This is a genomic window from Streptomyces sp. NPDC047853 (assembly GCF_043204535.1).
In the GTDB taxonomy this organism is placed as follows: Bacteria; Actinomycetota; Actinomycetes; order Streptomycetales; family Streptomycetaceae; genus Streptomyces.
In genome coordinates this window covers 198,353-217,719 of the sequence record NZ_JBIDCI010000013.1, presented here as the reverse complement: position 1 = coordinate 217,719, position 19,367 = coordinate 198,353, and the positions used below count along the sequence as shown (strand labels likewise).

Sequence of the window (19,367 nt, the reverse complement as noted above, 5' to 3'; positions counted from 1 at the left end):
TCGTGAGCACCGACAGCCCCAAGGACCTCAGCAGGACCGCGTACGACCACCTGTGGATGCACTTCACCCGCATGTCGTCGTACGAGAACGCCCCCGTCCCCACCATCGTCCGCGGTGAGGGCACCCACATCTACGACGACAAGGGCAGGCGCTACCTCGACGGTCTCGCCGGCCTGTTCGTGGTCCAGGCCGGACACGGCCGCCAGGAGCTGGCGGAGACCGCCGCCAAGCAGGCGCAGGAGCTGGCCTTCTTCCCGGTGTGGTCCTACGCCCACCCCAAGGCCGTCGAGCTGGCCGAGCGCCTCGCGAACGAGGCCCCCGGCGACCTCAACAAGGTCTTCTTCACCACCGGCGGCGGTGAGGCGGTCGAGACCGCCTGGAAGCTCGCCAAGCAGTACTTCAAGCTGACCGGCAAGCCGACCAAGTACAAGGTCATCTCCCGCGCGGTCGCCTACCACGGCACCCCGCAGGGCGCCCTGTCCATCACCGGCCTGCCGGCCCTCAAGGCCCCCTTCGAGCCGCTCGTCCCGGGCGCGCACAAGGTGCCGAACACCAACATCTACCGCGCCCCGATCCACGGCGACGACCCCGAGGCCTACGGCCGCTGGGCCGCCGACCAGATCGAGCAGCAGATCCTCTTCGAGGGCCCGGAGACGGTCGCGGCCGTCTTCCTGGAGCCGGTGCAGAACGCCGGCGGCTGCTTCCCGCCCCCGCCCGGCTACTTCCGGCGGGTGCGCGAGATCTGCGACCAGTACGACGTGCTGCTCGTCTCGGACGAGGTCATCTGCGCCTTCGGCCGCCTGGGCACGACCTTCGCCTGCGACAAGTTCGGCTACGTGCCGGACATGATCACCTGCGCCAAGGGCATGACCTCGGGCTACTCCCCGATCGGCGCCTGCATCATCTCCGACCGCCTGGCCGAGCCGTTCTACAAGGGCGACAACACCTTCCTGCACGGCTACACCTTCGGCGGCCACCCGGTCTCCGCCGCGGTCGGCATCGCCAACCTCGACCTGTTCGAGCGCGAGGGCCTCAACCAGCACGTGCTGGACAACGAGGGCAACTTCCGAGCGACCCTGGAGAAGCTCCTCGACCTGCCGATCGTCGGCGACGTCCGCGGCAACGGCTTCTTCTACGGCATCGAGCTGGTCAAGGACAAGGCCACCAAGGAGTCGTTCAACGACGAGGAGACCGAGCGGATCCTCTACGGCTTCCTGTCGAAGGCGCTCTTCGAGAACGGCCTGTACTGCCGTGCCGACGACCGCGGCGACCCGGTCATCCAGCTCGCCCCGCCGCTGATCTCCGACCAGGAGACCTTCGACGAGATCGAGCAGATCCTGCGCGCCACGCTGACGGAGGCGTGGACCAAGCTCTGATCCCCCTCTCGGACGATCATCCCCTCGGATGATCGCCCCGGCCCCGGTGTCGCCCGATCGAGTGAGAAACGGCGGCCCGGGGCCGCGTGCTGTCCGGCCTCCTCCCACCGACTGCCTACGGTGCCCAGTGACCGATCGGCCCCGCCCCTCGCGTCCCCCGGACGGGGGAAGCGACCGGGGGAAACGGATCAGAACCGAGGTGTACGCCCATGGAGGCCCCGCCGGACAACGACGTGCTCTGGGCCCGCGCCCTGCACTTCCAGCACCACGACGGCTCCCCCGCGCTCCAAGGCGTGTCGCTCGGTGTCCGCGAGGGCGAGATCCTCGCCGTGAGCGGCCCGCGCGGCAGCGGCAAGACCACGCTGCTGCGCTGCCTGTCCGGACTGGTCCGGCCGCAGGACGGCGAGGTGTGGTTCGACAGCGTGCCGGTGCACAGACTGGGGCCGCTCAGGCGCGAGCGACTGCGCCGCGACCGGTTCGGCTGGATCGACCCCGCCCCGGCGCTCGTCCCGGAGCTGAGCGTCTGGGAGAACACCGCCCTCCCCCTCATGCTGCGCGGCACCGGGCGGCGCCGGGCCAGGACCTGCGCCCTGGAGTGGCTGGAGCGCCTCGACGTCGGCGCGAAGGCCCGTCGGCGCCCGCACCAGCTCCAGCAGGCCGAACGGCAGCGCGTCTGCATCGCCCGCGCGCTCGCCGTCGCCCCCGCGGTCCTCTTCGCCGACGAGCCGACCGCCCCCCTGCACCGGGCCGACCGCGCGCACGTCCTGCGCACGCTCACCACGGCGGCCCGCTCGCACGGCATCACCGTCCTCCTCGCCACGCACGACGCGCAGACCGCCGCCCTGGCGGACCGCACGGTCGCGCTGCTGGACGGACGGCGGGTGCGGACCGTGCACCTGCCGCCGGTCGCCGAGACGACGGTGGCCACGGGAGCCACCGGGTCCGCCGGGTCCGCCGGGTCCGCCGGCTCGTCCGGCCCCTCCGGAACGGAAGGCCTGGCGGCGTGCTCGCTCTCCGCCTGACCCGCGCCGCCCACCTCGCCGTCCACCTGCGCCGCCTGCTGGTCGCGGTGGCCTCGGCGGGCACGGGCTTCCTGCTGCTGAGCGCCCTCGGTCACGCGCTGTCCCACCCGGACACCCCGGGCGCCTCCGCACTCCGCCTGGCCTGGTGCACGGCGCCGCTGGCCGCCACGGCGTACCTCGCCGTCGCGGTGGCGCGCACCGACCCCGGCACCCGGCCCCGCCCCGGACTGTCCGCGATCGGCCTGGGCGCCGGCCGGCTGATGGCCGTCTCGGCGACGACCACGGCCCTGTCCGCCGGGCTCGGCTCGGTCTCGGCCCTCCTCTGCTTCCTCCAGCTGCGCGGCGACCTGGCGGGCGCCCCCTTCCGCGGCGACGTGTCCGACGCCCTGGCCGTCGGTCAGTCCCTCCCCCTCCCGGCCGCCCTGACGCTGCTGGCCCTGGTGCCGGCCACGGCGTCGGCCGCCGTCGCGATGACGCTGCGCCCGCGCGAGCCCCGCCCCGCCCCTGCCTCCGGCTCCCGCCGCTACGGCCGTTTCGGCGCGTACGGCTGGGGCGTGGCCCGCGAGACCTTCGGCACCTACGGCCGTTTCGGCGCCCGCTGGGCACCGGCGGCGGCAGCCGCGGGAGCCGGCGCGACGGCCCCGGCACAGCCCGCGGGCAGCCCCGAGACTGGGGTGGCGCTGCTGGACGCCGGCGGTCCCCCCTCCGGTGCGGGCCCGCAGGCACCGGCCGGCGTCGCGGACCTCGCCGACGCGGTGGACGGCCGCCGCACGGCAGCGGCGGACGGCCCGCGGCCGGCGCCGGACGCCCCGCCCGCGCCCCGCCCCGAGAGCACCACCGCCCTCCCCTGGGGCATCGCCGTGCTGACCGCGGGCCTCGCGGTGGAGACCTATGCCGGCGACACGGCCGCCGTCACGGCGGACGCCGCCCCTTCCGCCGGCGTCCTCGTGGGCTGGGTCCTCACCGCCCTGGGCCTCGCCCTGGCCGGCCCCGGCCTCACCCACCTGTGCGGCCGGCTGCTCCAGGCGGTCCGGCCCGGCGCCCTGCGCCTGCTGGCCGGCCGGGTCCTCATGGAGGAGGCGCACCGCATCGGCCGCCCGCTCGGCGTCGTCTGCGCCGTGCTCTCCGCGGCCTGGGCGGCGGCCACGCTGTACGACGCGGACGGCCCGGCCTTCGGCCCCCTGAGCACCCTCGGCGCCCTGCTCGTGGCCGGCTGCACCGTGGCCACCCTCCTGACCGCGGCCGTCGAGGCCAAGCACGCCCGTGCCGACACCACGGACGCCCTGCTGCGGCTGGGCGCGCCCCCGGCGACCCTGCGCGCCGCGGCCGCCGTACGGGCCGGCGCCCTGCTCGCCCTGTTCGGTCCACTGACCCTGGTCGTCGCACAGTTGGCGTCCCTGCCGCTGAGCCGCTGACCCGCCGACCCGCCGAAAAACTTCTCGAAGAAAATCGCGCATCGGCGATGAGTTCCGGGCGCCTCTCGCGTCTAACCCTTCGAACAGCACGACAGCAGCAGGACACCGACGGGAGAGGCCCCCATGTACCAGCAGATGATCTTCGTGAACCTGGCCACCAACGACCTCGACGCCTCGAAGAAGTTCTTCACCGGGCTCGGTTACGAGATCAACGCCCAGTTCAGCGACGACAGCACCGCTTCGATCCCGCTCAGCGAGACGATCGTCGTGATGGTCCACACCCCGGAGAAGTACCGCCAGTTCACCAAGAAGGACATCGTGGACTCGGCGAAGAGCAGCGAGGTGCTGCTCGCGCTGAGCGCCGAGAGCCGCGAGAAGGTCGACGAGCTGGTGGAGAAGGCGGTCGCGGCCGGCGGCTCGGTCTCCGGCGAGACCCAGGACCACGGGTTCATGTACGGCCGTGCCTTCGACGACGTCGACGGCCACACCTTCGAGGTCGTGTGGATGGACCCGGCGGCGGTCGAGGGCTGAGCGGACCGCACGCCTAGCATGGGCGGGTGGATCCGACGACACCCGCCCAGCCCCAGTCCCACCACGCCTCGCACGACCGGGAGATCGAGAGCCTCGCCGAGTTCGACCGGGTCGTCTCGGCGCACGGCACGCTCGCCCATTACCGCGTCCAGGCCGTCGACCTGACGGCCCGTACGGACGCCCTGATGTCCGCGGACCCCACGGGCGCCGTCTTCCTCGGCTGCGCGATGGACCCCGGGGCCGCCGCCCGGGTGCGTGCCGCGGGCGCCCTGGTCTTCCCGCCCATACCGGGCCTGCCCTTCGATCCGTACCGGGCGCGCGTCTACTCCCCCGAGGAGCTGTACGCCCGGCTCGACGAGGGCTACGGGGCCACCCCGGACGCCCTCGCCTACGACTGGTTCCAGCAGACCAGGTCCGACGGCGACGTCTTCGCCTCCATGCTGCGCGCCATCCACGACGACGCCGTCACCGACGCGGTCGACGAACTCCTCGCCGACGCCCGGGTGGTGGGTGTCATGGGCGGCCACGCCATGGCGCGCGGCACCAGGCCGTACGCGGGCGCCGCGCGCCTGGGCCGGGAGCTGACCCGCGCCGGGTTCACCGTGGCGACCGGCGGCGGCCCGGGCGCGATGGAGGCGGCCAACCTCGGCGCGTACGCGGCCCCGTTCGCCGACGGGATGCTGGACGACGCCCTGCTGCTCCTGGCCAAGGTCGCGTCGTTCACGCCGTCGATCACCGACTGGGCGCGCTCCGCCTTCGAGATCCGCGACCGCTGGCCCGGCGGCGGTGCCTCGGTCGGCATCCCGACCTGGTTCTACGGCCACGAGCCGCCCAACGCCTTCGCCGCGCACATCGCCAAGTACTTCGCCAACGCCACCCGCGAGGACGGCCTGCTGGCCCGCTCGAACGCGGGCGTGGTCTTCCTGCCGGGCGCCGCCGGCACCGTACAGGAGATCTTCGACAACGCCACGCCGAACTACTACGAGTCGCGGGGCGAGCCCACGCCCATGGTGCTCGTGGACCGGGCGCACTGGACGGAGCGGCTGCCGGCGTGGCCCCTGCTCACGTCCCTCGCCTCGGGGCGGAGGATGGAGTCCCGGATCGCGCTGGTCGACCGGATCGAGGAAGCTCCGGAGGCGCTGAAACGTCTGGGCGGTTAATAAGACGGTAAAGCCAAGTCCCTTGACGGGCATATGCGTTGACACTGCTTATGCACCGCTTATAGACCAGTGAGGCTCGTGGGTGTGCTGATGCCGCGACAACGGTGTCGGCACCCTCTCCACCCCCCGCATCCGCGCTCCCGTAAAGGACCAACGTGGCAGTCCTGTCCATAATCAGCCGCACGGCATCACGCCGTAGCGTCCGCGCCCTCGGTGTCGCCTCCGCCTCGGTGGCCCTGGCCGTCGGCGCCGCCGGCACCGCCCTGGCCTGCGACATCAGTGAGTTCTCCGCCGCCGCCAAGTGCGAGGGCGGCAAGGGTGTCATCACGGTCACCGACGTGGACCCGGCCGGCATCCCCGCCACCGTCACCGTCCACCTGCAGAACAACGGCGCCGACATCGAGAAGATCGGCGAGCAGGTGGTCAAGGGCTCGCGCGAGGGCACCACCATCACCTTCGCCGCCGACTGGAAGCCGAACGCCGAGTACCGCATCCACGTCAAGGCCGACAAGTACGTCGACGAGGACATCAAGCCGAACCTCGTGACGCCGTCGACCCCGTGCACGACGGAGGGGACGCCGACCCCGACGCCGTCGGAGAGCTCCTCCACCCCGGCCGAGGAGACGGAGACGCCGGCCCCGGCTCCGTCCACGTCCGCCCCGGCGCCGGCGGAGAGCGAGAGCACCGCGCCGGCGACCGTGCCGAGCAACGCGCCGTCCCCGGCGGCCGGTGACTCCAACCTCGCCGAGACCGGTGCCAACTCCAACACCGGCTTGATCGCCGGTATCGCGGCGGCCCTCGTCGCGATCGGTGGCGGCGCGGTCTTCTTCGGCCTGCGCCGTCGCGGGGCCAACGGCGACCGCTGACGCCGCCCGCCCGTCGCGGCACTGGTGGTCCGTCCCCGGCCCGGGGGCGGGCCACCGTCGCGTCGCGGCGGCTCAGCCGAACGTCGCCCGGTCCAGCCAGAGGTCCAGCAGGCCGCGGTCACCGAGCACCTGGAGCCCGGGGGCGTCCGGCGGGAGCCTGCGGTAGAAGGCCAGCAGCACGTCCGTGAGCGGCCCGCGCAGCGCCACGGTCGCCTTCTCGTGGCCACGGCGCCAGGTCACACCCTCCTCACCCAGTTCGATGAGCCATTCGGCGTTCGAACCGGCGCCGGCATCGGTGGCGTGCAGGTGGATGCTCCGGCCCGGGGCCCGCAGCTCCTTCGTCGGCCCGTCCGGGAGGACCCGCTGCACGAACCGCACGATCTCCAGCCACTCGTCGATCGCGTCGGCGGCCACGTCGGCCGCGACCGCCTCGACCGGCCGGCCCGCCGCGAGGGACGCGTCCACCCCGTGGACGAGGAGTTCATGCGTCATACGGCGGGCCCAGAAGCCCGCGGTGTGGTCCCCGAACCACGACCACGCCCGCCCGTCCGGTCCGGCCTCGCGCAGCGCGTGCACGGCCTTCGCACCGGACTCCGCCAGCCACTCGTCCAGTGCGGCGGCGTCCCCGCGCGTCGCGGGCCCTGCGGACCCGGGCACCCGGTCGACCGGGACCTCCTCCTCGGCGCGGGTACGGACGATCAGCTCCACCCAGCGCAGGGCACGGCCGACATGCCGTACGAGGTCCTCCAGGGACCAGTCCGGGCAGGTCGGCACGGTGGCCGACAGGTCGGCGCCGGACCCGACGACGGCCCGCAACTGCCGTACCTGGAGGGCGGTTTCATCGCAGTAGCGCTCATGAGTGAGGAGTGTCATGCCCGTGACCCTACGGCCGGGCGATCATCCGAGCACGACGATTTCCGCTCCGTCGAACTCCACCCCGACCGCGTCCCCCACCTCCGGCGCCGCCCGCAGCGCGCACGCCGCCTCCAGGCGCGGCGCGTCCTCGGGCTGGAGGTGGACGGCGACGTGGGTGCCCCGGAAGGTGCGGGCGGTGACGGTGCAGCGCAGGCCGGCGTCGGCGGACACCAGGCGGACCCCGGAGGGTCGGACCAGCAGGTCCCGCACCCCCTGCGGGGCGTCCTCGGGCACCGGCACCTTGCCCCACGGAGTGTCGCCGCTCTGCCCGGTGACCGTCGCCTCCACGACGTTGTCGAAGCCGAGGAAACGGGCCACGAACGCGTCGGCCGGCCGCTGCCACACCTCCAGCGGCGTCCCCGACTGGGCGATCCGCCCGTCCCGCATCACCACCACCCGGTCGGCGAGCGCGAAGGCCTCGCCCTGGTCGTGCGTCACGGCGAGCACGGTCGTGCCCAGTCGGCCGAACAGCTCCCGCAGCTCGACCACGAGACGCTCCCGCAGCGAGCGGTCGAGCTGGCCGAGCGGCTCGTCCAGCATCAGCAGCCGGGGCCGGGGCGCCAGCGCGCGGGCCAGCGCCACCCGCTGCTGCTCACCGCCGGAGAGCGCGGCGACGGACCTGCGGGCGGCGTCCGGCAGACCGACCAGGTCCAGCAACTCCCCCACCCTGACCCGCTGTTCGTCGCGCGAGGCGCCGCGCATCCGGGGTCCGAAGGCGATGTTCCCCGCCACGTCCCGCTGCGGGAAGAGCTGGTGGTCCTGGAACATCAACCCCACCTCGCGCCGGTGTGCGGGCACCGCGGCCTGGTCCCGCCCGTCGAGCACCACCCGACCGGCGTCCAGCGGCTGGAGCCCGGCGACCGCGCGCAGCAGCGTCGACTTGCCGCTGCCGCTGGGCCCGAGCACACACACCACCTGGTGCTCGGCGACCTCCAGGTCGACGGAGTCGAGCACCGCCCGCCCACCGAAGCGGACGGTCGCGCCCTCAAGGCTCAGCAGCATCCCTAGAACTCCCCGCTCCGGTCGGTCCGCAGCCGCTCCAGCGCCACCAGGGCCACGGCGCACACCAGCATCAGAATCGTCGAAAGGGCCATGGCCTGGCCGTAGTTCATGTCCCCGGGCCGTCCCAGCAGCCGGGCCACGGCGACCGGCAGTGTCGGGCTGTCGGGCCTCGCGATGAAGACGGTGGCCCCGAACTCCCCGAGCGACACCGCGAAGGCGAACCCGGCCGCCACCAGCAGGGCGCGGCGCACCATCGGCAGGTCCACCTCACGCCAGACCCGCCAGGGCGAGGCCCCGAGCACGGACGCCGCCTCCCTCAGCCGTACGTCCACCGCCCGCAGCACCGGCAGCATCGTGCGCACGACGAAGGGGACGCCGACCAGCGCCTGCGCGAGCGGTACCAGGATCCAGGTGGATCGGAGGTCCAGCGGGGGTTCGTCCAGCGCGATCAGGAAGCCGAAGCCGACCGTGACGGCGGACACCCCGAGCGGCAGCATCAGCAGGGCGTCGAACCCGCGCACGAAACGTCCCGCGTCACGCCGGGTGAGCGCGGTGGCGGCCAGCGCGCCGATCACCACGGCGATGACGGTCGCGGCGAGGGCGTACCGGAGGGAGTTGCCGATCGCCTCGATCGGCGGGACGAGGAAGGCACCGCCGTCCGCGCGGGTCAGCGCCCGGTAGTAGCCGAAGCCGGACGCGCCGAGCGAGCGCTGCACCAGCACCGCCAGCGGCAGCAGGACGAGTCCGGCGACGGTGAGCAGCACTCCGGCCAGCAGCGCCCACTGCCCGGCCCCGCGCGGGCGGTGCGCCGTCCGGGCGGCGTCCACCAGGCGCAGGGCCGTCTCCCGCCGCCGTACCGTCCAGGCGTGCACGGCGAGGACGGCGGCGACCGCCGCGAACTGGATCATGGTGAGCACGGCGGCCGTGGACAGGTCGAAGACCTGCGAGGTCTGCCGGTAGATCTCCACTTCCAGGGTGGAGAAGGTGGGCCCGCCGAGGATCTGGACGACGCCGAACGAGGTGAAGGTGAACAGGAACACCATGAGCGCCGCGGCGGCCACGGGGGGCCCGAGCGCGGGCAGCGTGACCGTCCGCCAGGCGGTGAGGCGGGATGCGCCGAGCATCCGCGCGGCCTCCTCCTGCCGGGGGTCGAGCTGCGCCCAGAGGCCGCCGACGGTGCGCACGACGACCGCGTAGTTGAAGAACACGTGCGCGAGCAGGATCGCCCACACCGTGGTGTCCAGCCTGAGGCCCCACAGCTCGTCGAGCAGGCCGCCGCGTCCGACCAGCGCCAGGAACGCCGTACCGACGACGACCGTCGGCAGGACGAACGGCACGGTCACCACGGCCCGCAGGAACTGCTTGCCGGGGAAGTCGAAACGGGCGAAGACGTACGCGCCGGGCAGGGCGATCAGCAGGGTGAGCGCGGTGGAGGCCAGGGCCTGCCAGGTGGTGAACCACAGCACGTGCCGGATGTCGGACTGGGCCAGCACGTCCGCGATCCGCCCGAACTGCCAGACCCCGTCGACCTTCAGCCCGCGCGCGACGATCGCGGCGACGGGGTAGGCGAAGAACACCGCGAAGAACGCGACGGGCACGGCCATCAGGCCGAGCCGCGCCACGCTCCCGCGCGCGGTGCTCCGGCGTTTCACTTCAGGACGAGCGAGGTCCACGACTTGACCCACTGGTCGCGGTGGTCGGCGATCTTCGCCGGGTCCATGGTCTGCGGGTCCTCGGCCTGCGGCCCGAACTTCCGGAACGCCTCGGGGATCTGCGCGCCCTCACGCACCGGGTAGACGAACATGTTCAGCGGCATGTCGTCCTGGAACTCCTTGCTGATCAGGAAGTCGAGGAGCGCCTTGCCCCCCTCGGGGTTCGCGGCGTTCTCCAGCAGTCCCGCGTACTCGACCTGGCGGAAGCAGGTGCCCTGGGCCACGCCCGTCGGCGCGGTGGCCGGCTGCGGGTCGGCGTAGATGACCTCGGCGGGCGGGGAGGAGGCGTAGGAGACGACGAGCGGACGGTCGCCGCCGGCCTTCCTGCCGCCGGACGAACCGGAGAACTCCTCGTTGTACGCCTGCTCCCAGCTGTCGACGACCTTGACGCCGTTCGCCTTCAGCTTCTTCCAGTAGCCCTGCCATCCTCCCCCGCTCTCGGCTTCGCTCGAGCGGGAGGTGCCCCCGTCCCCGTACTTCGCGGCGGTGCCCAGCAGGAAGCCGAGGCCGGGCGAGGAGCTGCCGGCGTTCTCGGTGACGAGCAGGTCCTTGTACCGGGGGTCGGCCAGGTCGTCGAGGGAGTCCGGCGGGGTCAGCCCGTGCTCGTCGAAGTACGCCTTGTCGTAATTGACGCAGACGTCCCCGGTGTCGACGGGCGTGACCCGGTGCTTGTCCTGGTCGGCCCGGTACTCGGGGAGGACCAGGTCGGAGCCCTTCGCCTCGTACGGCTGGAAGATCCCGTTGTCGAGGGCGCGGGACAGCAGCGTGTTGTCGACGCCGAAGAAGACGTCCCCCTGGGGGTTGTCCTTGGTGAGGATGGCCTTGTTGACGGCCTGACCGGCGTCGCCGTCCTCCAGGACCCTGACCTTGTAGCCGGAGCGCTTCTCGAAGGCGGCGACGACGTCCTTCGACGCGGCCCACGAGTCATGGCTGACCAGGGTCACGGTCTTGGGGTCGCCGGACCCCTGACCGTCCTCCGACGACGATCCGCAGGCGGCCAGCGTGCCGACCATGCCGAGTCCGAGGGCCAGGACACTGACCTTCTTGGTGATGCTCACTGAATTCCTCCTGGGTGACCAGGAGAAGACGCGGCCCCGCCCGGGACCCCTGGCGAGGGACCCGGGCAGGGCGCAACAGCTCGAGTGGTGACCGATCTCCCTACCCAGAATGACCTGGGCCAGGTTCGGAGGGTCTGCGGCCGGTGCCGCACTCTCAGCGCTGTGGCGCTCCCCTGTCGGAATATGAAGATGTACTTGTACTGACCTGAGATGACGTACGCGTGATACTGACGCCGGTCAGGTTACCGCTCGCTCGCGGCGAGCTGACCACACGCCCCGTCGATCTCCTGGCCACGGGTGTCCCGGATCGTCACCGGCACACCGTGCGCCGCGATCGCCTCCACGAACGCCTTCTCGTCCTCGGGCCGCGAGGCGGTCCACTTCGAGCCGGGCGTCGGGTTGAGCGGGATGAGGTTGACGTGCACGGGCCTGCCCTTGAGCAGCCGCCCGAGCCGGTCACCGCGCCACGCCTGGTCGTTGATGTCGCGGATCAGCGCGTACTCGATCGACAGCCGGCGCCCCGACCGCTCCGCGTACTCGAACCCGGCGTCCAGCACCTCGCGCACCTTCCACCGCGTGTTGACCGGGACGAGGGTGTCGCGCAGCTCGTCGTCGGGCGCGTGCAGCGAGATGGCGAGGCGGCACTTGAAGCCCTCGTCGGCGAACCGGTGGATCGCCGGCACGAGGCCGACGGTGGAGACGGTGATGCCGCGCTGGGAGAGCCCCAGCCCGTCGGGCTCGGGGTCGGTGAGCCGGCGGATGGAACCGACGACGCGCTTGTAGTTGGCGAGGGGCTCGCCCATGCCCATGAACACGATGTTGCTGAGCCGGGCCGGACCACCGGGGACCTCCCCGTCGCGCAGCGCCCGCATCCCGTCCACGATCTGGTGCACGATCTCGGCGGTGGACAGGTTCCGGTCCAGGCCGGCCTGCCCCGTGGCGCAGAACGGGCAGTTCATGCCGCAGCCCGCCTGGGAGCTGATGCACATGGTCACCCGGTCCGGGTAGCGCATCAGGACGGACTCGACGAGCGTCCCGTCGAACAGCTTCCACAGCGTCTTGCGCGTGGTGCCCTGATCGGTCGACAGGTGCCGGACGACCGACATCAGCTCGGGCAGCAACGCCTCCCGCAGCCCCTGCCGCGAGCCGGCCGGGATGTCCGTCCACTGCTCGGGGTCGTGCGCGTACCGCGCGAAGTAGTGCTGCGAGAGCTGCTTCGCACGGAACGGCTTCTCGCCGATGGCGGCGACGGCCTCCTTGCGCTCGGCAGGCGTGAGATCGGCGAGGTGCCGCGGCGGCTTCTTGACTCCGCGCGGGGCGACGAATGTGAGTTCTCCGGGCTTAGGCATGACGTTCCCAGTGTCGCAGATCCACTCGGGTGACCCGCGACCGTCGCCCGCTCCGGCGGTCGTCGGCGGTTTCCCCAGGTCACCCGCCGGGTGACCGCGGAACGGCGCACGGCGCGACCTCGTACGGATCGCACGCGTCGAGGCGGATGAAGCGAACGGGGCGCACCGGGAGGCGGCCGCCCGCCTCGGGGCGCCGGCGCCTCCCCCGCGGCGGACGCCGGGGGAACGGCGTCGTGCCCCGACCGCGGGCGCCGCGGCCGCGAGCCCGACCGCAGGGCGTTGCCGTCGACGCCGGTAAGGGGTGGTGGTGCCGCCCCGGAACGCACCGCGCCCCTCCCGCGAGGGCGGCCCGGTCGTGCGGCCGCGGGTGCGGAAGGGGCGGGGAGGCGGCCGGTACGACCAGCAGCGGTGGACCCGTGCGTCGGCCGGCCGGGACGGTCCGAGGGTCAGCCCGATCCGACGAAGATCACCAGCAGGAGCCACACCACCGGCGCCGTCGGCAGCAGGGAGTCCAGGCGGTCCATGATGCCGCCGTGGCCCGGGAGCAGCGTGCCCATGTCCTTGATGCCGAGGTCTCGCTTGATCATGGACTCACCGAGGTCGCCCAGCGTGGCGCTGACGGCGACCGCGAGGCCGAGCAGCAGACCCTGCCACCAGGTGCCGTCGTCGATCAGGAACTGCATGCACGGGGCGCCCGCCGCCATCGCGAAGCCCACCGCTCCGAGCAGGCCCTCGCGGGTCTTGCCGGGGCTGATGCGCGGAGCGAGCTTGGTCCTGCCGAACCGCCAGCCCACCGCGTAGGCGCCGGTGTCGCTGACGACCGTCAGCGCCAGGAAGACCAGCACGCGCCAGGCGCCGTCGTCCGCCATGAGCATCATCGTGACGAACGTGGCCAGGAAGGGCACGTAGAACGCCGCGAACAGGCCCGCCGTGACGTCTCTGAGGTAGCCCTCCGGCGGCTCGGTCATCCGCCACACGAGGACCGCGAGCGCCGTGAGCGCCATGGCGACCCACGCGCCCTCGGAGCCGCGCACGTACCCGGCGACCACCATCGCGGCGCCGCCGATCGCGAGCGGTACGAGGGGCGCCTTGATTCCCTTGCGCTCCTCCAGCCGCGTGGTCAGCTCCCACAGGCCCACGACGACGGCGATCGCGACCACACCGACGAAGACGGCCTTGACGACGAACAGCGACGCGATGATCACCGCGCCGAGCCCGACACCCACCCCTATCGCGGCACCCAGGTCACGCCCCGCGGTCTTCTTCGGCTGCGGCCGGTGCTGCGCCGGCTGCGGGGCGTCGGGCATGGGCTCCGGATTCTGCGGCACCGCCGCATACGGCTGCGCCGACGGGTTCTCGTCGCGGTGTGTGCTGTCGCGATGTGTGCGGTCGCGGTGTGCGTCGCGATACGGCTCATCGCGGAACGCCTCGTCCCGGGACAGGGGGCCGCTCGGCCGAGCGGCCCCCTGGTCGCCGTCCTGGGCACCGCCGTGTTCGGGTACGTCGGGCACGATGGGCATGGGGCGAGTCTGCTGCGCGTAGTGCGCATCGTACGCGGGACCCGCCGGGGCAGCGCCCTGGACAGGTCCCTGGTCGGACGGCCCCCAGTACCCGGCTTGTGGCGGCGCTCCCCAGGAAGAGTCGTTCATCAGACCTCGAGCAGCTCCGCTTCCTTGTGCTTCAGGAGCTCGTCCACCTGGGCGACGTACTTGGCGGTGGTGTCGTCGAGCTCCTTCTCCGCACGACGGCCCTCGTCCTCGCCGACCTCGCCGTCCTTGACCATCTTGTCGATGGTGTCCTTGGCCTTGCGGCGCACGGAGCGGATCGAGACCTTGGCGTCCTCGCCCTTGCTCTTGGCGACCTTGATGTAGTCGCGGCGGCGCTCCTCCGTCAGCTCGGGGAACACCACCCGGATGATGTTGCCGTCGTTGCTGGGGTTGACGCCCAGGTCGGAGTCGCGGATCGCCTGTTCGATGTTGCGCAGGGCGCTCTTGTCGAAGGGGGTCACCACGGCCATGCGCGGCTCGGGCACGGAGAACGAGGCCAGCTGGTTGATCGGCGTCGGCGCGCCGTAGTAGTCGGCCACGATCTTGTTGAACATCGCCGGGTGCGCACGGCCGGTGCGGATCGCGGCGAAGTCCTCCTTGGCGACCACGACGGCCTTCTCCATCTTCTCCTCGGCCTCGAGGAGGGTCTCTTCGATCACCACTTGCTCCTGCGTGTCTTGAGTAGGCCCGGACGCGGTTCCCTGTCGGGACGGCGGCCGGCTGCGTCGCGTTCTTCCTGCACGGTTCCCGACCGGTGGGACATTGTCCATCCCCCGGCCCGGTCCCGTCCCGTCCGTCCCCCGGACAGGTGGCGTCCGCGGACAGGGGGTGGTCTCCGGGTCAGTCCCGGCTGCCTTGGTCACCCACAAGCGTGCCGATCTTCTCACCCTTGACGGCGCGGGCGATATTGCCCTCCTTCAGGAGCTCGAAGACCACGATCGGAAGGCTGTTGTCACGGCAGAGCGTGACGGCCGTGGCGTCGGCGACCTTCAGGTCCCGGGTGATGACGTCGCCGTAGCCGAGCGCGTCGAACTTCACGGCGTCCGGGTTGGTCTTGGGGTCGGAGTCGTAGACCCCGTCCACGCCGTTCTTGCCCATGAGCAGGGCCTCGGCGTCGATCTCGAGGGCGCGCTGGGCGGCCGTGGTGTCGGTGGAGAAGTAGGGCATGCCCATACCGGCGCCGAAGATGACCACGCGGCCCTTCTCCAGGTGGCGCACGGCGCGCAGCGGGATGTAGGGCTCGGCGACCTGGCCCATGGTGATGGCGGTCTGCACGCGGCAGTCGACGCCCTCCTTCTCCAGGAAGTCCTGGAGGGCCAGGCAGTTCATCACGGTGCCGAGCATGCCCATGTAGTCGGAGCGGGCGCGGTCCATGCCGCGCACCTGCAGCTCGGCGCCACGGAAGAAGTTGCCGCCGCCGATGACGATCGCGATCTCGGCGCCGTCCCGGACGACGGCCGCGATCTCGCGGGCGATGGCGTGCACCACGTCGGGGTCGACGCCCAGGCCCCCACCGCCGGAGAACGCCTCTCCGGACAGCTTCAGCATGAAGCGGCCGCGTACTTTGCCGTCGTCGCTCTTCTCGGCCTTGGTGGTCATGGAGATCTCGCCTCTTTTACGTGGGTCACACACACGAAGGAGGCCACTGCCGGTGGGGGCGTGATTCGCATCCCGTACGCGGCAATGGCCTCCTCGTCAGATCTGCTGTCGTCCGCCGCCACGCGCGCGTGCGCCAGGGCATGCGCGAACGGCGCCGACGACTGCTGTCGACCCTACCGGGGTCGAGCGTCCGTCGCGGTACGGACTCAGATGCCGACCTTGATGCGCGAGAAGCGCTTCAGGGTGACACCGGCCTCGTCCAGCACCTTCTGGACCGACTTCTTGTTGTCCAGGGCGTAGGGCTGGCCGAGCAGGGTGGCGTCCTTGAAGAAGCCGTTGAGGCGACCCTCGACGATCTTCGGCAGGGCGGCCTCGGGCTTGCCCTCGGCGCGGGTGGTCTCCTCGGCGACGCGGCGCTCGGACTCGACGACCTCGGCCGGCACGTCCTCCTTGGAGAGGTACTTCGGCGCGAAGGCGGCGATGTGCTGGGCGATGCCCTTGGCGATCTCGGCGTTCGGCTTGTCCAGCTCGACGAGGACACCGATCTGCGGGGGCAGGTCGGGCATCGTGCGGTGCATGTACGCGGTCACGAAGCCGCCGGAGAACTGCGCGAAGCGGTCCAGGACGATCTTCTCGCCGAGGTTGGCGTTGGCCTCGTCCACGTACGCCTGGACGGTCTTGCCGGGCTCGATCTCGGAGGCGAGCAGCGCCTCGAGGTCGGCCGGGGCGGCCTTGGCGACGTGCTCGGCGATGGTCTTCGCGACGTTCTGGAACTTGTCGCCCTTGGCGACGAAGTCCGTCTCGCACTTCAGCTCGACGAGGACACCCGAGGTGTTGTCGTCGGCGATGATCGAGACGACGGCACCGTTCTCGGCAGAGCGGCCCTCGCGCTTGGCGACGCCCTTCTGGCCCTTGATACGGAGCGCCTCGACGGCCTTCTCGACGTTGCCCTCGGCCTCGTCCAGCGCCTTCTTGCAGTCCATCATGCCGGCGCCGGTGAGCTCGCGGAGCTTCTTGACGTCAGCGGCGGTGTAGTTCGCCATGATTCCGGAATCTCTCTCGAAGTCTGAAGATCTACGGGCCGGACGGCGGGGGCTTCGTGGGCCCCCGCCGTCCAGAACCCGAAGGTGGTGAGGGGTCAGGCCTGCTCGGCGTCCGCGGCCGGGGCCTCGGCGGCGGGAGCCTCGGCGGGCTTCTCGGCGTCGGCGGCGGGGGCCTCGGCGTCGGCCGCCGGGGTCTCGGCGTCGGCGGCGGGGGCCTCGGCGGGCTTCTCGGCGTCGGCGGCCGGAGCCTCGTCGGCCTTCTTCTCGCCCTCGAGCAGGTCGCGCTCCCACGCGGCGAGCGGCTCGCCCGCGGCCTTGTCACCCTCGGCGCCCTTGCCGGCACCGGAACGGGCGATGAGGCCCTCGGCGACGGCGTCGGCGATCACGCGGGTGAGCAGGGTGACGGAGCGGATCGCGTCGTCGTTGCCCGGGATCTTGTAGTCGACCTCGTCGGGGTCGCAGTTGGTGTCGAGGATGGCGACGACCGGGATGTTGAGCTTCCGGGCCTCGCCGACCGCGATGTGCTCCTTCTTGGTGTCCACGATCCAGACGGCGCTGGGCACCTTGGACATCTCGCGGATACCGCCGAGGGTCTTCTCCAGCTTGGCCTTCTCGCGGGAGAGGACCAGCAGCTCCTTCTTGGTGAGGCCGGAGGCGGCCACGTCCTCGAAGTCGATCTGCTCGAGCTCCTTCAGGCGCTGCAGGCGCTTGTAGACGGTCGAGAAGTTGGTGAGCATGCCGCCCAGCCAGCGCTGGTTGACGAAGGGCATGCCGACGCGGGTGGCCTGCTCGGCGATGGCCTCCTGCGCCTGCTTCTTCGTGCCGACGAACATGACCGTGCCGCCGTGGGCGACGGTCTCCTTGACGAACTCGTAGGCGCGGTCGATGTACGACAGCGACTGGAGCAGGTCGATGATGTAGATGCCGTTGCGCTCCGTGAAGATGAAGCGCTTCATCTTCGGGTTCCAACGACGGGTCTGGTGACCGAAGTGGACGCCGCTCTCCAGCAGCTCCCGCATCGTGACGACGGCCATGGCCGTATCTCCTTGATTTTCTCGGTTGTGCCGCGCGAGCCGGACGGCTCCCGCGCCTGACGCCCGCGATGCGCCTGCCGCAAGGGACCGAGGGGCGCTGACACGAGCCTTTGCGGGCCTCGTGTCGGGGCGTGCGAAGTCGACCCGGTGACCCGGATCGCCATCAGAAGTGTACGGGACCCACGGGGCACCGGGTGACGCGGCTGTCCACAACCGCGGGGCGGTCCACAGGGCGGGGCGACGAGGGCCCCGGGTGCGGCACGGTTTCCCGCATGCGAGTGAGGCGATGGGTGTGCGCGGGGCGAGGGGCGGGACTGTGGGCGGTCGTGTGGCTGCTGCCGTTCGTGGCGGTCCCGGGGCCGCCGCGGACGGCGGCGGTGGTGACGGCCGGGGCTGCCGGAGCACTTCCGGACCCGTCCGTTCCGGCTGTGGCCCACGTATGGCCGGTCGGCGCCCGTCCCCCCGTCCTACGGGGCTGGGAGGCCCCGGCGACTCCCTACGGCCCGGGCCACCGCGGCGTCGACCTCGCCGCGGCCGCCGGGGCCCCGGTGCGGTCGGTGGCGGCGGGGAGGGTGTCGTTCGCGGGCCGGGTGGCGGGGAGGGGCGTCGTCTCGGTGGAGCTGACCGGGACGGGCGACCCTCCCCTGCGGACGACGTACGAGCCGGTCGAGGCCTTCGTGGCGCGGGGCGACGAGGTCGCGGCCGGCGAGGCGCTCGGCACGGTCGAGCCCACCGGCTCGCACTGCGCGGGCTGCCTGCACTGGGGCCTGCTGCGCGGCGAGGTCTACCTGGATCCGCTGTCCCTGCTGCCGCCGTGGCTGCTCGACGGAGGTCCGTCGAGGCTCCTGCCGGTGCTGGGGGTCCCACTGCCGCACACCTCGGGCAACCGTGCGGCCGGGGCGGGGCGGTCCGGCGCGGAGGTCGCTCCGTGACGCCGGACGAAGGCGCCGGTCGCCGTGGCCGTCGGGAGACGCGGGTACCCGGACCCCTGCCCGTCGGCCGGCCCGGCCGCGCCCTCACCGGACGGCCCTCCCCGACGCCGGACGAAGGCATCGGACACACCTGAACACCCGGTCACCCGGTCACCCGGTCACCCGCATGCCGGTGTGCCCGGCCGCGCCCGGCCGGTCAGCCCCGTACGCCTCGCAAGGCCATGGAGACAGCGGCCTCGGTGATGGCCGTCGGTTCCTCCGCGGCACCCAGCTCGATCCTCCGCACGGCCGCGTCCACGACCCCCTGCAGCAGCATCGCCGCGAGCCGCGGCTGCTCGTGCCCCATCTCGCCCAGCGCCTCGACGATCATCGCGATCAGCCCGCCGTGCGCCGCCCGGATCTTCTCCCTCGCGCCGGCGTCCAGCTCGCTCGCGGAGATGGCCACGACGGCCCGGTGCCGCCGGTCCCCGACCAGGTCGAGCTGGGTGCGCACGTACGCCTCGACCTTGGCCTCTGCGGACGCCTCACGCTCCATCGCCGCCTCGACCTCCGCGGCCCAGACCGGGAAGTCGACGGCGCACAGCTCCTCGACGACCGCCGCCCGCGAGCGGAAGTACTCGTAGACGGAAGAGCGCGCGAGGCCCGTCCGTTCGGCGAGGGCGGGGAAGGTCAGCGCCTCCGTTCCGCCGTCGGACAGCAGGGAGCGTGCCGCGTCCAGCAGGGCGGCACGCTGCATCGACCGGTGCTCGGCCACGGAGGCCGCTCGAATCCTTGGCACGCCCCCACTTTACGGACGCGCCACCCCG

At 72.3% G+C, this 19,367-nt stretch carries 18 protein-coding genes and 1 riboswitch; of the genes, 7 read left to right on the top strand and 11 right to left on the bottom strand.

What is annotated here, in order from left to right; all coding sequences use genetic code 11:
* Window positions 1-2 precede the first annotated feature (2 nt).
* The 6 genes from ACGF5T_RS24400 (at window position 3) to ACGF5T_RS24375 (ending at window position 6,370) form a co-directional block, all read left to right on the top strand.
* On the top strand, window positions 3-1,376 hold the full coding sequence (locus tag ACGF5T_RS24400) for an aspartate aminotransferase family protein (protein WP_366768123.1): 1,374 nt from the start codon (window positions 3-5) through the stop codon (window positions 1,374-1,376).
* A 209-nt stretch (window positions 1,377-1,585) separates the two neighbouring features.
* On the top strand, window positions 1,586-2,398 hold the full coding sequence (locus tag ACGF5T_RS24395; RefSeq protein ID WP_366768122.1) for an ATP-binding cassette domain-containing protein: 813 nt from the start codon (window positions 1,586-1,588) through the stop codon (window positions 2,396-2,398).
* Window positions 2,380-3,813, top strand: a complete 1,434-nt coding sequence (locus ACGF5T_RS24390; protein ID WP_366768121.1) for a hypothetical protein — start codon at window positions 2,380-2,382, stop codon at window positions 3,811-3,813. The genes ACGF5T_RS24395 and ACGF5T_RS24390 overlap by 19 nt, the downstream gene beginning before the upstream one ends.
* Before the next feature lie 123 nt (window positions 3,814-3,936).
* Window positions 3,937-4,344 (top strand): VOC family protein, encoded by a 408-nt coding sequence (locus tag ACGF5T_RS24385; RefSeq protein ID WP_356612246.1) that lies wholly within the window; start codon window positions 3,937-3,939, stop codon window positions 4,342-4,344.
* Between the two features lie 26 nt (window positions 4,345-4,370).
* Window positions 4,371-5,504, top strand: a complete 1,134-nt coding sequence (locus tag ACGF5T_RS24380; protein WP_366768120.1) for a Rossmann fold nucleotide-binding protein — start codon at window positions 4,371-4,373, stop codon at window positions 5,502-5,504.
* 155 nt (window positions 5,505-5,659) lie between these two features.
* The gene (locus ACGF5T_RS24375; RefSeq protein ID WP_356612250.1) at window positions 5,660-6,370 is read left to right on the top strand and encodes an LAETG motif-containing sortase-dependent surface protein; all 711 of its coding nucleotides are present in this window, start codon (window positions 5,660-5,662) and stop codon (window positions 6,368-6,370) included.
* Between the two features lie 72 nt (window positions 6,371-6,442).
* Here ACGF5T_RS24375 and ACGF5T_RS24370 read toward each other — a convergent pair whose 3' ends face one another.
* The 10 genes from ACGF5T_RS24370 to rpsB all read right to left on the bottom strand — a co-directional run bounded on the left by ACGF5T_RS24370 (window position 6,443) and on the right by rpsB (window position 17,629).
* Entirely contained in the window at window positions 6,443-7,243 is an 801-nt protein-coding gene (locus ACGF5T_RS24370) for a maleylpyruvate isomerase family mycothiol-dependent enzyme (protein ID WP_366768119.1), read from the bottom strand.
* Window positions 7,244-7,267: 24 nt separating this feature from the next.
* Window positions 7,268-8,287: an ABC transporter ATP-binding protein gene (locus ACGF5T_RS24365; RefSeq protein WP_356612254.1), complete on the bottom strand. Its 1,020-nt coding sequence runs from the start codon at window positions 8,285-8,287 to the stop codon at window positions 7,268-7,270.
* A 2-nt stretch (window positions 8,288-8,289) separates the two neighbouring features.
* Complete coding sequence (locus ACGF5T_RS24360) at window positions 8,290-9,960, bottom strand: iron ABC transporter permease (protein ID WP_366768118.1); 1,671 nt, start codon at window positions 9,958-9,960, stop codon at window positions 8,290-8,292.
* Complete coding sequence (locus tag ACGF5T_RS24355; RefSeq protein ID WP_366768117.1) at window positions 9,936-11,057, bottom strand: thiamine ABC transporter substrate-binding protein; 1,122 nt, start codon at window positions 11,055-11,057, stop codon at window positions 9,936-9,938. Before ACGF5T_RS24355 ends, ACGF5T_RS24360 begins: the two co-directional genes overlap by 25 nt.
* A gap of 79 nt (window positions 11,058-11,136) precedes the next feature.
* Window positions 11,137-11,242: riboswitch (TPP riboswitch) on the bottom strand.
* 57 nt (window positions 11,243-11,299) lie between these two features.
* Window positions 11,300-12,406 (bottom strand): 23S rRNA (adenine(2503)-C(2))-methyltransferase RlmN, encoded by a 1,107-nt coding sequence (gene rlmN / locus ACGF5T_RS24350; protein WP_356612260.1) that lies wholly within the window; start codon window positions 12,404-12,406, stop codon window positions 11,300-11,302.
* Window positions 12,407-12,852: 446 nt separating this feature from the next.
* Window positions 12,853-14,055, bottom strand: coding sequence for a phosphatidate cytidylyltransferase (locus ACGF5T_RS24345; RefSeq protein WP_366768116.1), 1,203 nt, complete (start codon window positions 14,053-14,055; stop codon window positions 12,853-12,855).
* Window positions 14,055-14,612 carry a ribosome recycling factor gene (frr, locus tag ACGF5T_RS24340; RefSeq protein WP_356612270.1) on the bottom strand — a complete coding sequence of 186 codons (558 nt, stop codon included), beginning with the start codon at window positions 14,610-14,612 and terminating at the stop codon, window positions 14,055-14,057. Before frr ends, ACGF5T_RS24345 begins: the two co-directional genes overlap by 1 nt.
* Before the next feature lie 181 nt (window positions 14,613-14,793).
* A complete protein-coding gene (gene pyrH, locus ACGF5T_RS24335) occupies window positions 14,794-15,552 on the bottom strand; it encodes a UMP kinase (protein ID WP_356612272.1) in 759 nt (252 codons plus the stop codon).
* Window positions 15,553-15,758: 206 nt separating this feature from the next.
* A complete protein-coding gene (gene tsf / locus ACGF5T_RS24330; RefSeq protein ID WP_356612274.1) occupies window positions 15,759-16,595 on the bottom strand; it encodes a translation elongation factor Ts in 837 nt (278 codons plus the stop codon).
* Window positions 16,596-16,690: 95 nt separating this feature from the next.
* Window positions 16,691-17,629: a 30S ribosomal protein S2 gene (gene rpsB, locus ACGF5T_RS24325; protein ID WP_356612276.1), complete on the bottom strand. Its 939-nt coding sequence runs from the start codon at window positions 17,627-17,629 to the stop codon at window positions 16,691-16,693.
* 272 nt (window positions 17,630-17,901) lie between these two features.
* Between rpsB and ACGF5T_RS24320 the strand changes: the two genes are divergently transcribed.
* A complete protein-coding gene (locus ACGF5T_RS24320) occupies window positions 17,902-18,561 on the top strand; it encodes a M23 family metallopeptidase (protein WP_356612278.1) in 660 nt (219 codons plus the stop codon).
* 196 nt (window positions 18,562-18,757) lie between these two features.
* Here the strand turns inward: ACGF5T_RS24320 and ACGF5T_RS24315 are convergent, their stop codons facing one another.
* A complete protein-coding gene (locus ACGF5T_RS24315) occupies window positions 18,758-19,315 on the bottom strand; it encodes a TetR/AcrR family transcriptional regulator (protein ID WP_053137730.1) in 558 nt (185 codons plus the stop codon).
* Window positions 19,316-19,367 lie beyond the last annotated feature (52 nt).